A 14,467-nucleotide genomic window follows, 5' to 3' on the forward strand; every position below is an offset into this window, starting at 1 on the left:
CTTCAACACCATGCGAATGCCCCGATTTTATACTGAAATATTGTCATCTTCTGAATCAGAATTTGTCTTGCCTGATGACGTGCATCGTCATGCTGTTCAGGTACTGCGTCTGAAACCTGGAGCAAATATCCGTTTGTTTAACGGGCAGGGTATGGAGTATGAGGCAGAATTAACTCTTGTTGAAAAACGACAGTCACGCGTTTGTCTTGGTCAGCTTGTAGAAACGCAGAAAGAATCACCACTAGACATTACCCTGCTACAAGGCATTTCTCGTGGTGAACGCATGGATTTTGCCATTCAGAAAGCGGTGGAACTGGGTGTGAAAAAGATTGTTCCGGTGATTACCGAACGTTGTAATGTGCAGTTAAGTGGTGATCGTGCTGATAAGCGTTTTAATCACTGGACAGGCGTTATGGTCAGTGCCTGTGAGCAGTCTGGACGCAGTTTCCTGCCTGAGTTAACGGCCGTTCAAACCTATTCAACAGTGCTTGCTGACTATAAAGATGAGTTGAACTTAGTGTTGGATCCTTTGGCACAAAAAGGATTTTCTGAATTGAGCAAACCGGCGTCCCTGACCATGTTAATTGGGCCAGAGGGTGGTTTGTCAGATACTGAAATTGAGATGGCAAAAAACGCCGGCTATCAAGCAGTACAGTTTGGTCCTCGTATTCTTCGCACAGAAACAGCTGCGGTGGCAGCTTTAGCTGTTGCACAAACATTATGGGGTGATCTGGGATGAATGATAGTGGTTTACTACTGATTATTCTCGGTAGCCTCGCCTGGTTTTGGTGGGACAGTCGTGGCGTGGCTGAGCGGGCTACGATAGCCGCAAAATCTTATTGTGCCAATACCGGAGTCGCCTTCTTAAATGATACGGTGTTCTGGTGTAAAATCCGTTTTAAACGTAACCGCCAAGGACGAATACAGTTACAGCGTTATTATTTTTTTGAATTTGCCAGCGATATGCAGCAGCGCTATCGGGGGGAAGTCATTATGATGGGGAAAAAAGTGGAGTCGATTAGCATGGATGCGTTTCGGGTCGGTTAATCACATCAGAGGATAAACATGTCTAAATTTACGGCATTGGTGGTGGATGATTCTCGCGTTGCCAGAATGACGTTGAGTAAGCTATTACGTGACCACAGCTTCAACAGTATTGAACTGGGGAGTGCTGAAGAAGCCATGCACTGGCTGCAAACTACCGACAAACTGCCTGATCTCATTTTTATGGATGTGATGATGGCAGCAATGGATGGACTCACAGCCACTGCTCAGCTAAAACAGCATTCACAATGGGGACGGATTCCGGTCGTTATTTGTACCGGTAATGAAACCGAAGCCGATCAGAAAAAAGCCTTTGATGCCGGTGCCTCTGCTGTGTTGAGTAAGCCACCTGAGGCAGATAAGGTGGCCGCCATATTAGATGAGATTGAGCTCAGAACAATAGAGTTACCGGAGATGAGCCCTTCAGGAGTCGAACCACAACAGCTTGATATTGAGGCCATAGTGACTTCGCTTAAAGCTGAGTTGATGAACGATCTTGATATGCGTTTGCAACAAATCCAACTGCCGGAAAAGACTACAACGGAATCTCAATTAGGGGCAGCTGAGATTACTCAGTTGGTGAAAGAACTGACGCAACAACAGTTTTCTGATCTGAAACAATCACTGTCAGTGCAATTGAATGAGCTGGTTACGATAACGGCTGAACCAGTTTTACAACAGGCGCTTAAAGATATGGATTTGAGTTCGAGTATTGATCGGGCTCTGGATCAGCATGCTGGGAAATGGTTGGATAAACAACAAAATATCGTGCGTGAGTCGGTGTTAAGGCAGCTTAAGCATGATTTAAATCCATTGGTCGCAAAAAGTCTGGAACGCTTAGTCAATGAAAAAATCCTGCCGCTTATCCGCAATCAAGTGACGGCGATGAAGCAGGAGTTTGATAACAGTCATCAAGAACAATGGGCTCAGCTTCATGCACAACTGACCATGCAGCGTAATATCAGTATCGGAACCGGCGTTATAGCAATATTAGCCTTGTTGTTTGTGTTTATTTAATGTTGCCCTCTATACGTGAAGCTCAGGCCTATGGCCGTGCCTGTTTACGCAGTTCAATCAGTCCAGATATCGATATACAGTATCTTCTGTGTCATCTTCTGGACTGTTCTCCAACACGATTATTACTGGATGCCGAAAGCGATCTCACAGAAAGCCAATGGCAACAATTTAAACAATTTATTGAGCGCCGAAAGAACGGTGAACCGATAGCCCACATCACGGGCTCGCGAGGGTTCTGGTCGTTGGAGCTTGACGTAAATGATTCAACACTGATTCCTCGGCCGGATACTGAATTATTAGTCGCACTGGCCTTGGCGAAAGTAGAAGCCGGCATGAAAATTATTGATCTGGGTACAGGCAGCGGGGCCATTGCTTTATCCATCGCAGATGAGCGGCCGGATATCACCATGTTTGCCACGGACTTTCATCTGCCTGCAGTGCAATTAGCTCAGGCAAATGCACGTAAACACAAATTAGATAACGTGCATTTTATGCAGGCTTTCTGGCTGACGGCCTGTCAGCAAAATCAATTTGATATGGTGATATCAAATCCACCCTATATCGAAGCGGATGATCCGCATTTGCAGCAAGGTGATGTGCGATTTGAACCTCTTTCTGCGCTCATTTCTGGCCCGGACGGGTTGGACGATATACGACTTATTACCCAGCAGGCGGCAAACTGTTTGCGTCCAAATGGCTGGTTGCTGGTGGAACATGGTTATGATCAGTCTGTGGCTGTGCAACAGCTTTTTTCCGCCGCGGGCTTTTCTCATATTTCAGCACACCAGGATTTTGGCGGAAACGACCGGGCCGTGATGGGCCAACTCACGTTATAATGCTGCACTACGCTATTGAGTCTAATCACTGATGAATGACGAACAATTATTACGCTACAGTCGCCATATTTTATTGTCGCAAATGGATATTGAAGGGCAGCAGCGTCTGCTGGACGGCCATGTGATGATCATTGGGTTAGGTGGGCTAGGCGCGCCTGTTTCCATGTATTTAGCGGGCTCTGGTGTGGGTCATTTAACTTTAGTTGATGATGATGTGGTGGAATTAGCTAATCTGCAAAGACAGATTGTTCACACCCATCAAAATATCGGTCGAAAAAAAGTTGAATCGGCGGCAGAACAATTACATGCCTTAAATCCTGATATCAGGATTGATATGATCGATAAACGACTGGATAAACCCGCTATGCTGGCGGCATCTAGGGATGTCGATGTGATCGTAGACTGTACCGATAATTTTGAGACACGTTTTTTCTTAAACGAAGTCAGCAGGGAAAACAAGATTCCCCTGGTATCAGGAGCAGCGATTCGTTTTGACGGACAAGTGACAGTCTATGATCCACGACAGGCTGATTCACCATGCTACCGCTGCTTGTATGAAGACAAAGGCGAATTACAGGAAACCTGCTCTGAGAGTGGTGTGTTTGCCCCTATGCTCGCGATGATTGGCGGAACGCAGGCCGCGGAAACATTAAAACTACTGGCAAAAATTGGGACACCTTTAACGGGGCGTTTATTACTGCTGGATGGGCTTTCCATGAGTTGGCGAGAAATAAAACTCAGGCCAGATCCAAGCTGCCCGGTTTGCTCCGATAGTCACCACAGAATATAAGCCGATAAGGCATCTCAAACCATTGAGAAAGACAAATAAGTCGAGGATTTGAACACAGATGAGTCAAATGACAAACACCGTTGAATTAGAACGTGCCGCTGAAATGGCATTAACTGAAGCCAAAAAGCAGGGGGCCAGTGCTGCTGAAGTGGGCATCAGCCATAGTGAAGGATTATCGGTCACGGTCCGCCAACGTGAAGTCGAAACGCTGGAGCACAATAACGATACTGGCTTGGGCATCACGGTGTATTTCGGACACAGCAAAGCCTCATCCAGCACATCTGACTTAAGTGAAGCGGCTATTGCTGAAGCAGTCAAAGCGGCTTGTAATATTGCTAAACATACTCAGGCGGATGAAGCGGCAGGGCTTGCCGATGCAAATTTAATGGCCACAGCGTTTCCGGAATTATCGCTTTATCACCCCTGGGCAATTGATGTGGATAAAGCCATTGATATAGCGACATTGTGCGAACAGGCCGGTCTTGATAGCGATAGTCGGATTTCAAACTCAGAAGGCGCCACCGTTTCCAGTCATAGTGGACAACGTGTTTATGCAAACAGTCATGGTTTTATCGGAGCAACACAAAGCAGTCGTCATAGTCTGTCTGCGACGCTGATTGCTCAAGATGAGCGAGGCATGCAGCGTGATTATTGGTATGACATTAAACGCGATGCTAACGATCTGGCTAGTGCCGAGTCGATTGGTTTAAAGGCCGCTGAACGGACGTTATCAAGATTAGGTGCCGGTGAAGTGAAAACCGGAAGTTATCCGGTGATTTTTACTGCGCAAATGGCCCCTTCTTTATTTGGCCAGTTAATCTCTGCTATCCGTGGTGGTGCTTTATACCGTAAAGCTTCTTTTTTGCTGGACAAAAAAGGCGAGCAAATTTTTCCTGAATTTATTCATGTGCATGAGCAACCGCATATTCTTAAAGCATTAGGCAGTGCCAGTTTTGATGGTGAAGGCGTGGCGACACAAAACCGTGACATCATATTGGATGGTGTACTGCAAGGCTATGTGCTCGACAGTTATGCTGCCCGACGCTTAGGCATGCAAACAACCGGAAATGCGGGTGGTGTACATAATTTAACCATTGATAGCAGTACTGATGCTGATTTAGCGGCGCTGATAAAGCAGATGGATAAGGGCATTATCGTCACGGAAACCATGGGCATGGGCGTCAATATTGTGAATGGTGACTATTCACAAGGTGCAGCGGGGTTTTGGGTTGAGAACGGTCAAATCCAATATCCGGTTGATGAATTTACCATCGCCAGTAACTTGCAAGACATGTTTATGGGGATTGTGGACGTAGGCAGTGATGTGGATATACGAGGCAATACCCGTTGTGGTTCAGTGTTGCTCGAAAAAATGATGATTGCTGCCTCTTAAATGGAATTGCAAGCTCTCAATAGAGATTAAGGCCCAATTCCGTATCACTGATAATTTAACGCAGCTAATATGCAGTTCTAATGTTAAACAACGACGGGTGTTTGTCTAGCTTAAAGCTAACTGTTGTCAATAAACATCATGTGTAAAAGAGCTGCTGTTATTTGCTAATAACAGGAAAAGATTTTAAATCTAATTGAGAATGTGTTGCATTTAGATTTAGTTAAAGGTAAAGTTTCGTTCCTTCTGGCGTGACAACGCGTTTGGTTTATCTTTACTAAATACGAGCAATATGAAAAATAAATTCCCCTCACGACGTCCTGTATTAAATAAATCGGTTCATCCTACGATCACCGCTTTTTTATTATCACTACCACTTACACCGGTTGTTATGGCTGATAATAGTGTTACTGATAACGAAATTGATCTAGATAGTATTAGTGTTGTAGGTAAGAAAGAAAACCAGTTCAATACCGAATATTCATCCTCAAATAAATTCACCGCTCCGTTGGTTGATACACCTAAAACAGTTAACGTTATCCCGCAAGCAATAATTAGTGATACAGGGTCTACCAGCTTGCAAGATGCGCTTCGAACTGTTCCTGGAATTACCTTTGGTGCGGCAGAAGGGGGGAATCCTTTGGGAGATCGCCCCTTTATTCGTGGTGTAGATAGTCAGAATAGTGTTTCAGTTGATGGGCTACGTGACATTGCGGCAGGTTCGCGTGAAACATTCAATACAGAACAAATTGAAGTCATTAAAGGGGCCGATTCTGCGTTTAGTGGTCGTGCCGGCGCTGGCGGTAGCATCAATATCACTACCAAATTGCCTAAATCGGAAGACTTTAGACATGCTGAAGTGGGTCTAGGAACCGATGAACATTTGCGAACTACGGTAGATATGAACCAATATTTTGATAACGGTGTTGCTGTTCGTCTGAATGCAATGGGGCTGACTGAAGATGTACCGGGCAGAGATGGCCCTGAAAATAAACGTTGGGGTGTTGCACCATCTATTACATTAGGTATGGATTCACCAACACGGGTCACCCTTGCTTGGTATCACTTAAAAACAAATGATATTCCAGATGGTGGTATTCCTTATGAAGTCGCAAGTGGAACGCTTACTTCTGGAACACACTCACTTCGTCCGACAACTGGCGGCGATAGAAATAACTGGTATGGTTTAACACAACGTGATGATCGTGATGAAGAAACTGATCAACTGACTGGCATTATCGAACACGATATCAATTCAAACACAAGCATAAAGAACACGTTGCGTTACTCAAAGTCAAAGCAGGATTACATTTGGACACAGCCTGATGATAGCAAGGGTAATGTCGCCAACGGATTAGTCTGGCGTAGAGGTAATGCGCGCTATAGTGAAACTGAAACGGTGCAAAACTTGACTGAGCTAACCGGTAAGTTTGAAACCAGTTTCATTAAACATAATTATTCATCAGGCGTGGAGCTTTCGCGTGAACGATCAGAGATCCAGTCGACAGCCATCCAGCCAGGCGACAATAGCTGTCCTAATGGGGCGGGGGCTGCCAGTAGTTATACCTGTACTAGCCTGAGCAATCCGTCACCGAATGACCCTTGGTTATTTGATTATACCTATGGTGACCCACGACACTATGAGACAAAAACTATGTCTGCTTATGTGTTTGACACCTTAGAGCTCACTCCACAATGGTTAGTTAACGGAGGGATTCGTTATGATCATTATGATTCTAGTTATCAATCTGCACCTGGTGTCGCTGATGTGACGAGTAAGGATAATCTGTGGAATTATCAAATTGGTCTTGTTTTCAAGCCAGCAGACAATGGCAGCATTTATACATCATACTCAACAGCAACGACGCCTGGTAATTCATTTCTAGGCCAAGGTAGAGAGTCTAATGCGGCGGATTCAGATATTACGGCACAGTTAGAACCTGAGAAAACCAAATCGTATGAAATTGGAACAAAATGGAATTTCTTTAATGAGCAATTATCAACAACATTTGCCATTTTTAGAAGTGAAATTGATAACTTCAGAATCACCAATGATGAAGGTAATGCTGAGATGGCAGGCAAAAAAAACATAGATGGGTTTGAATTCAGCGCTAATGGTCGATTAACATCAAAATGGGATGTGTTCGCTGGGTATACCTATATGGATAGTGAGCAAGAGAATCTAGGGCTTGGAAGACGTGGTCCCAATGCAGGTGAAGGGGAAGCCGCTCCTAATACGCCACGACATAGCTTTACCTTATGGACTAACTATCAGTTCACACCAAAATTTAATGCTGGACTTGGTTTATACGCACAAAGTGATGTGGTTGGTGGCTATACTTATGGAAGTGATACAAGTGTATTAATTGAAAAAGGTGTCGCAGGCTATGCGCGTTATGATGCCATGGCAAACTATGTGATCAATAATGATGTGTCTGTGCAGCTGAATATCTTTAATTTATTTGATAAAGAATATTACACATCAGCTTATGCTTCACATTATGCAACGATCGCTGCGGGTCGATCTGCGGTGGCTACCTTGAAACTCGATTTTTAAACGCCACATTTAGTTATACTCTCTATAGCTTTGCCATCATCATGATGGCAAAGCTTTTTTGCTATAAGGGTGTCACTTATTATGCTTATTCCTATCAAAGGTCTGTTGAGTTCAGAGGAAGCTGAAAAATGTCGGCAGGCGCTGATGCAAGAGACATGGAATGATGGGCGACAGACGGCGGGGCATGTTGCCATCAATGTGAAAACTAATTTGCAGTTAAGTCGAGACAGTCAGGTTGCTCAACAGATTGGCGATCTGATTCTTGACCGCTTGGGGGCTCATCCTCATTTTATGTCTGCCGTCTTACCGGCGAAAGTATTACCGCCCTTGTTTAATCGGTACGAAAGTGGCGGCGCCTATGGCAATCATGTTGATAACGCTTTATTAACCCTGCCTAATTCAAGTATTAAATTACGCAGTGATGTGTCTACCACGGTCTTCTTTAGTGAGCCTGAGCAATATGAAGGCGGTGAGTTGGTTATTCAGCATAGTTATGGTGAGGAACGCGTTAAGCTCGCAGCTGGGGATGCTATTGTCTATCCGGCAAATAGTATGCACCGGGTTGAACCTGTTACAGAAGGTATCCGCCTGGCCGCTTTTTTCTGGTCGCAAAGTTTGGTGGCAAGCAGTGAACAGAGACAGATGTTGTACGAGCTTGATCAAAACATCCAGACTTTGATCATGGATCATCCTGAAAGTGAGTCGATCGCCTCGTTAACCCATCTTTATCATAATCTGTTACGTCACTGGTCACAGACATAAAGTTGAATGGAACAATCCCCTATGGCTGAGCAAACTAAGCATATTCTGCAAGCCGCGTTATCGGCTATTCCGACCAGTATCAGTCGTGCGGTTGATTATGAAATCCTGGCAAAAGACTTTATTGCCGATGATATTTGGGCTTATATTCAGGAAGGCGCTGATAAACCCAGTCAGGACCAAATAAACCGACAGGCATTTGAACGCTGGCAATGGTTGCCTCGTCGATTAAAGCCTATTCATCAGGGCAGTGCTGAAAGTCATTTATTAGGTCAGTTACATGCCTATCCGATGTTGCTTGCACCTATTGCTTATCATGGTTTAGTGCATCCGCAGGGCGAGTTGGCGATGGCGCAAGCTGCAGCAGCATTACAAACAGGCTTGGTAGTCAGCTCTTTAGCCAGCAGACGATTGGAAGATATTGCTGAGACCTTTTATGCCACTGCAGCAGAAATGCAGATTGAAGCTGCCCCGTTATGGTTTCAACTGTATTGGCAAGCGGATATTGAGCAAAACAAACAACTGATTGAACGCGCCGTTAAGGCGGGCTATCAAGCTATCGTCTGGACCGTGGATGCCCAATACAAGCGTTCAGAATTTCAATTACCTGAGGGCGTGACTGCTGTTAATTTAGTGTCAGATTCTCAGGAAAAATACACCAGTCATGTGCTGGATAAACACATTGTGTTTCAATCCAGCCTGGCCCAACAAGAAACCGATTGGGCAACACTGGATTGGATAAAACAACAGACCTCACTGCCTGTGATCGTTAAGGGACTTTTAGCCCCGATTGATGTTTTAACGGCTCAACAAAAAGGCGCTGATGCGGTGGTGATCTCAAATCATGGCAGTCGGGTATTGGTGGATGCGGTCTCCCCCCTAAGTGTTTTGCCAGACATTAAAAAGGCATTAGGTAACGATGCAATGCCACTGATTGTCGACAGTGGTATTCGCTCTGGTAATGATATTGCTAAAGCACTGGCATTAGGCGCTGATGCCGTATTATTGGGACGCCCGCAATTATATGCGCTTGCGGTTGCAGGCAGCCTGGGTGTGGCTCATCTGATACATTTGTATCGTGCCGAGTTAGAAATGACTATGGCACAACTGGGCTGTGATTCTGTTGCTGCGCTTAGCCCTGATTATTTATGGGATGTGCTCCGAAGCAGATGAGTTTGCATACACTAGCTGAATTAACGGTGTAATGTCAGTCAGTTCAGCGATAGCGAATAATTCACTGAGCTGCTGGCGAATATGTTTTATACGATGGGCTTGTTTACTACGCTGTTGATTCAGTTGTGGTAACAGATCAGTTTGTTTGTCGGCTTCCCGACGACTGATTGGGCTGATATAACATTGAAAGGCATAAAATTGCTTAGCGGTGAGTGCCCGCTGTAGAAACCGATCTTTATCGTGTTGTGCAATAAATTGGTGATCAAACATCCATTGCCATTGATCCTGGCTATTTCCGAATCCATATAGCGCTGTATTGAGCGATTCTCCCTCTTTTGCTTGAAAGTTTTTAACTTGCTCATGAAGTTCTGCCAGGTGAACTTCCATCGATAACCAAAAGTTATCCGATTGCTGATGCGCATTGTTGAGTTCAGTGCAGCCAACGATATAGATGCGTCTTTGGCCTGATTCATCAGCACCTAAAAATAAAGGAATCGATTCTGCTGTGTCGAGAAGGGAAGGTATGAACAAGCGACTTTCATGGCCTTGAAGGAGATCATCCTGATTTTGCTTCAATTGTTGCTGGTTGCTGGCAATAACGTGGTTAAAAAACTGGTCCTGACTCGAGGAACAGTGTTCATGAATACGTTCAAAGCCGAGTTGATAACGATTTTTCCAACGTTTCTTATTCTTAAGTTGATACGGGATGCGTTGCAAACTGACTTTTTTAGTCTGGCTTTGCCAACGAGGGAAGTCCACATAAACCACTTTATCCAGACTTACCTCAATACTGAGTGGCAACGTGACAGATAAACCATGACTTGAAACATCAATGCTGGTGGTTTCCCATTGTTGTTCATTGATATGAATGGCAACTGGGGTGCGAATTTGATAGCGCTGAACCTGACGTTTAATGATATGACTCAACGCATAAGGTGTCGGTAAGTCATTTAATTCCCATATAGGAATGTCATAGCATTCGGGTTGAGCTGCGATTCCTTTTTGGGCATCAGCAATATACGGTGTAAGTGATTGTTGTAAATCAATCAAACGAATGGCGTATTGTGGGCGATTCAGATTATTGGCTAACTGTTGAGCATGGCCTGGCATCTCTTCTTTTAAAGCGCTTATTGAGGTCGTAGACAAGATTTCGTCAATCTGGATCGGACTTCTGAGCATCAGGAACAGCTGTTGATGATTGATTGCGGCATTGTGGAGTAACGCAATGACTTGCTTTTCTGATTTTAATGGCGAGAAACATACCTGTTTTTTACCCATCAAAATCAGTAGTTTTTCTTGTTGTTTTTGATCGGGTGCCGGCAGACTTTCAATCAGCGTGCTCAGGCTGGTTTGCCATTGTTGTGTCTGCCATTCTGCTTCTACACCGCAAAAAATAGCCTGATAATCTGGGTAGTCAGCATGTTGTACTTGCCATAATACCGGGTACGCAAGGTGATTGACCCAAAGGCGCCGATAAAAGGCTTTCTGTAAATTGAGTACCTCATACTCGGTATCAATATGCCGTTGCTTGGCTTGCTGCTCAATGAACCCAGACATCCACTGAGTAAATTCAGTGTCGGTATTTTCCTGGGTCAGGATCAGTGTTGAATAGGCTTCATCGTGCTCCAGCTTTAATATGATGTAGCGCTGAGCAGAGAGGAATGACAGTCGGTGTTTTTCTGATAGTTCACTGAACTCAACACTGACTGAGTCACCCTTGTGCAATGTGTAACTGCGTTTTAACGTGACCCGTATCGCCGTTAAGGAGATATTGACGGTGTGGCCGCTGTATAAAACATCGGCGATACGAAGTTTGACCGGCGTACTGAAGTTGAGTCGTTGTTCTGTGCGGGAGAAATTTTCATCCAATATCAGACGTTGAATGGTTGGTTTATTCGTTTCTACTGATTCTTCGAGTGTATTTGTTTGCTCTAGTTGTTTGATGGTCTTCAATACAGCTTCGTAGACAGCTACTGTGTAGCGCCCCTGAGTGCGATTCATCAGCTGTTTAACCAGCAGATAAGCTCTGTCATCAAGATAGTGGCGACGACCACCAAACTCGTATGCCTGACATTCACCGCTGACTTTACCTCTTAAATCAATGATTCGCAGACAGTCTTTATTTAGACGCTGTTTCTCTAATCCTTGCAAAAAGGCTTGGTTTTTTTGCTTGAGATCAGCACTTTCAGCCATGACAGTATTACTGAGGCTGGTATTCGGCAGGGGTTTTTGCCTGAATGCTTAAGGCATGAATTTTTGACTTCATCAGTGTATCCACGTGTTCAAAAACGAGGCGATGACGCTTGATGAGGGATAAGCCAGTAAAAGCGTCACTGACAATCAGCAGGTTATAGTGACCACCACCCGTGTTGCCGGCATGACCTGCGTGTTTATCACTGTCATCCTCAATTTCAATGACTTCAGGGGAGAGTGCTTGCAGTGCAGTTTTGATTTCGTCAATGGTGCTCATGGTAAGACTTTTTTAAAGGGTTTAACGGTGACTTTAGCGTAGACCTCGGCATCAATATAGGGATCATCTGCCGCCCATATTTGTGCTTGTTCCAGACTATCAAACTCAGCCACGACCAGACTGCCACTAAAGCCAGCATCGCCGGGTGTTTCACTGTCAACAGCAGGATGAGGACCTGCCAGCACTAAACGCCCTTGATCCTGTAAAGCCTGAAGACGTTCTAAATGAGCAGGTCTGGCAGCAAGACGTTTGCTCAGACTGTCTGGATGATCTTCGCTGATAATGGCGTATAACATAGTTTCACAATTCCTATTTTTTCACTTCTACAGCATGTTTTGCCAGGTAAATTGACTGCGCCACAACAAAAACAACGGTCAGCCCCAGCATGCCGAATAATTTGAAGTTCACCCAGGTGGCTTCATCAAAATTGAAAGCGACATAAAGGTTAACCAAGCCGGATAAGACAAAAAATGCGACCCAGGCCAGATTTAAACGAGTCCATATTTTGGGAGGGAGTTGAATATGATCCGCCATCATTCGTTCTAAAAGGGATTTATCCGTGAACAGATAAGCGCCAATAAAGACTAATGCGAATAACCAGTTGACCGCTGTCGGTTTCCACTTAATAAAATCTGGATTGTGTAACCACAATGTCAGCCCACCCAATACCAAAACTAAGACCAGGGTAATTAAATGCGCACGTTCCACTTTTCTGAACAGCAACCAGGAAATACATACCTGTAATAAGCTCACCACAATCATGACTGCTGTGGCGACATAAATGCCTTCTAATTGGTAGGTAACACCATTAAATGTGTAGTCTCCGCCGCCAAACTTATAAGCCACAAAAAATAATACGATGGGGAGGAAATCGAAGAATAATTTCATTTCGTTTTTTCACTTCAAGCAGGATGACTGCATTCTATCGTAAAATACTACTTATGACTCAGTTTGACTTACATACTCATTCCACTGCCTCTGATGGCTCGCTGTCGCCCGAAACCTTAGTGGCTCGCGCTAAACAACAGGGCGTCACGCACCTTGCGTTGACCGACCATGATGGAACAGAGGGCATAAGACAGGCGATGGCAGAGGCTCAGTTGCAGGATGTGGTTTTGATTCCCGGCGTGGAAATTTCCGTCAGCTGGCATGGTGCCACAGTGCATATCGTGGGACTGCAGATAGATATCGATAATGAAGTTTTGCAACAAGGTTTATCAGCATTGCGAGATTATCGCCGTCAGCGTGCGATAGATATTGCGACTCGATTAGATAAAGCCGGCATTCCTGGTGCTTATGAAGGCGCCAGCCAGTATGCCTCTGAAACGATGCTTGGCCGGGTGCATTTTGCCCGCTTTTTAGTTGAAAAAGGCTACGCAAAAGATATGAAAGATGTCTTTAAGCGTTTTCTGGTTCGTAATAAACCAGGTTATGTCACGGGGCATTGGGCCAGTCTTGAAGATACCGTCAACTGGATTACCGGCGCGGGCGGGCAGGCCGTTATTGCTCACCCTGCACGTTACAAAATGACCGCAACAAAACGCCGGAAACTCGTGGCAGAATTCAAAGCATTGGGTGGTTCAGGAATCGAGGTTGCCTCTGGTGCGCAGCATCCAGAGGAAGTCAGAACAATGGCAAGGTTGGCAACCGAGTTTGATTTGTTAGCTTCAGCAGGTTCAGACTTCCATAGCCCGGATAATAGCTATACTGAACTAGGTAAAATGACGGCGTTGCCGCCAAATGTGACACCCATCTGGTCGACATGGGTGAATTGAGCCCTCAATCTTTAGAAGTGTGATTTTATATGAGCCAGTTTTTTCAAATACATCCAGACAACCCTCAGGTAAGACTGATCAAACAGGCTTGCGAAATTATTCGGCGTGGTGGGCTGATTGTGTATCCAACGGATTCAGGTTATGCATTGGGCTGTCAGATTGGTGATAACGATGCAATGGAACGTCTGCGTCGAATCCGTCAGTTAGATGCCGATCATAACTTCACCTTGGTGTGTCGTGATTTATCAGAACTCTCGACCTATGCCAAATTCAATAATGCGGTGTTTCGTTTATTAAAAGCCTATACGCCAGGGCCATATACCTTTGTTTTACCGGCCACCAAAGAAGTGCCTCGCAAGTTACAGCATCCCAAACGTAAAACCATTGGTTTACGCATTCCGGAACACACGATTGCGTTGGCACTGCTGGAAGAACTGAATGAACCGTTAATGAGTTCAACCCTGATTTTGCCGGGCGATGATATGCCCATGACGGATGCCGAAGATATTGTCGATGCCATTGGTAAACAGGTGGATTTAATTATTGATGGCGGTGCCTGCGGTGCCGAGCCAACCACCGTGGTTGAATTTGTCGATGACTTACCTGAAGTCACCCGATATGGTATGGGAGATACAACCCCATTCGAGAGTTAAGCA

At 45.0% G+C, this 14,467-nt stretch carries 15 protein-coding genes; 11 read left to right on the forward strand and 4 right to left on the reverse strand.

From position 1 onward, the window contains the following. The first annotated feature begins 16 nt into the window (after positions 1 to 16). From MAMP_RS03190 to MAMP_RS03230, 9 genes are all read left to right on the forward strand, one after another. Positions 17 to 739, forward strand: a complete 723-nt coding sequence (locus MAMP_RS03190) for a 16S rRNA (uracil(1498)-N(3))-methyltransferase (RefSeq protein WP_007144546.1) — start codon at positions 17 to 19, stop codon at positions 737 to 739. Then, complete coding sequence (locus tag MAMP_RS03195; protein WP_007144547.1) at positions 736 to 1,047, forward strand: DUF3301 domain-containing protein; 312 nt, start codon at positions 736 to 738, stop codon at positions 1,045 to 1,047. The genes MAMP_RS03190 and MAMP_RS03195 overlap by 4 nt, the downstream gene beginning before the upstream one ends. 18 nt (positions 1,048 to 1,065) lie before the next feature. Continuing rightward, the gene (locus MAMP_RS03200) at positions 1,066 to 2,061 is read left to right on the forward strand and encodes a response regulator (protein ID WP_007144548.1); all 996 of its coding nucleotides are present in this window, start codon (positions 1,066 to 1,068) and stop codon (positions 2,059 to 2,061) included. Further along, positions 2,061 to 2,897: a peptide chain release factor N(5)-glutamine methyltransferase gene (gene prmC / locus MAMP_RS03205; RefSeq protein WP_007144549.1), complete on the forward strand. Its 837-nt coding sequence runs from the start codon at positions 2,061 to 2,063 to the stop codon at positions 2,895 to 2,897. Before MAMP_RS03200 ends, prmC begins: the two co-directional genes overlap by 1 nt. Before the next feature lie 31 nt (positions 2,898 to 2,928). Then, complete coding sequence (locus MAMP_RS03210) at positions 2,929 to 3,687, forward strand: HesA/MoeB/ThiF family protein (protein WP_007144550.1); 759 nt, start codon at positions 2,929 to 2,931, stop codon at positions 3,685 to 3,687. A gap of 58 nt (positions 3,688 to 3,745) precedes the next feature. After that, entirely contained in the window at positions 3,746 to 5,080 is a 1,335-nt protein-coding gene (gene pmbA / locus MAMP_RS03215) for a metalloprotease PmbA (protein ID WP_007144551.1), read from the forward strand. Positions 5,081 to 5,369: 289 nt separating this feature from the next. Beyond that, the gene (locus MAMP_RS03220) at positions 5,370 to 7,634 is read left to right on the forward strand and encodes a TonB-dependent receptor (RefSeq protein ID WP_007144552.1); all 2,265 of its coding nucleotides are present in this window, start codon (positions 5,370 to 5,372) and stop codon (positions 7,632 to 7,634) included. An 81-nt stretch (positions 7,635 to 7,715) separates the two neighbouring features. Then, a complete protein-coding gene (locus MAMP_RS03225; protein WP_007144553.1) occupies positions 7,716 to 8,396 on the forward strand; it encodes a Fe2+-dependent dioxygenase in 681 nt (226 codons plus the stop codon). A gap of 21 nt (positions 8,397 to 8,417) precedes the next feature. Continuing rightward, entirely contained in the window at positions 8,418 to 9,566 is a 1,149-nt protein-coding gene (locus MAMP_RS03230) for an alpha-hydroxy acid oxidase (protein WP_007144554.1), read from the forward strand. Here the strand turns inward: MAMP_RS03230 and MAMP_RS03235 are convergent. The 4 genes from MAMP_RS03235 to MAMP_RS03250 are packed head-to-tail and all read right to left on the reverse strand — an operon-like array spanning position 9,540 to position 12,924. Then, positions 9,540 to 11,759 carry a PilZ domain-containing protein gene (locus tag MAMP_RS03235; RefSeq protein WP_007144555.1) on the reverse strand — a complete coding sequence of 740 codons (2,220 nt, stop codon included), beginning with the start codon at positions 11,757 to 11,759 and terminating at the stop codon, positions 9,540 to 9,542. The genes MAMP_RS03230 and MAMP_RS03235 overlap by 27 nt on opposite strands. Positions 11,760 to 11,766: 7 nt before the next feature. Next, positions 11,767 to 12,036 carry a BolA family protein gene (locus MAMP_RS03240; protein ID WP_007144556.1) on the reverse strand — a complete coding sequence of 90 codons (270 nt, stop codon included), beginning with the start codon at positions 12,034 to 12,036 and terminating at the stop codon, positions 11,767 to 11,769. Further along, positions 12,033 to 12,332, reverse strand: a complete 300-nt coding sequence (locus MAMP_RS03245) for a YciI family protein (RefSeq protein ID WP_007144557.1) — start codon at positions 12,330 to 12,332, stop codon at positions 12,033 to 12,035. Before MAMP_RS03245 ends, MAMP_RS03240 begins: the two co-directional genes overlap by 4 nt. A 13-nt stretch (positions 12,333 to 12,345) precedes the next feature. Beyond that, positions 12,346 to 12,924, reverse strand: coding sequence for a septation protein A (locus MAMP_RS03250; protein WP_007144558.1), 579 nt, complete (start codon positions 12,922 to 12,924; stop codon positions 12,346 to 12,348). A 53-nt stretch (positions 12,925 to 12,977) separates the two neighbouring features. Between MAMP_RS03250 and MAMP_RS03255 the strand changes: the two genes are divergently transcribed. Together MAMP_RS03255 and MAMP_RS03260 are read left to right on the forward strand one after the other, a co-directional pair. Further along, complete coding sequence (locus MAMP_RS03255) at positions 12,978 to 13,811, forward strand: PHP domain-containing protein (protein WP_007144559.1); 834 nt, start codon at positions 12,978 to 12,980, stop codon at positions 13,809 to 13,811. Between the two features lie 29 nt (positions 13,812 to 13,840). Further along, positions 13,841 to 14,464, forward strand: coding sequence for an L-threonylcarbamoyladenylate synthase (locus MAMP_RS03260; protein ID WP_007144560.1), 624 nt, complete (start codon positions 13,841 to 13,843; stop codon positions 14,462 to 14,464). The last annotated feature ends 3 nt before the right edge of the window (positions 14,465 to 14,467 follow it).

This window comes from Methylophaga thalassica MP, assembly GCF_000214595.1.
GTDB lineage: Bacteria > Pseudomonadota > Gammaproteobacteria > Nitrosococcales > Methylophagaceae > Methylophaga > Methylophaga thalassica.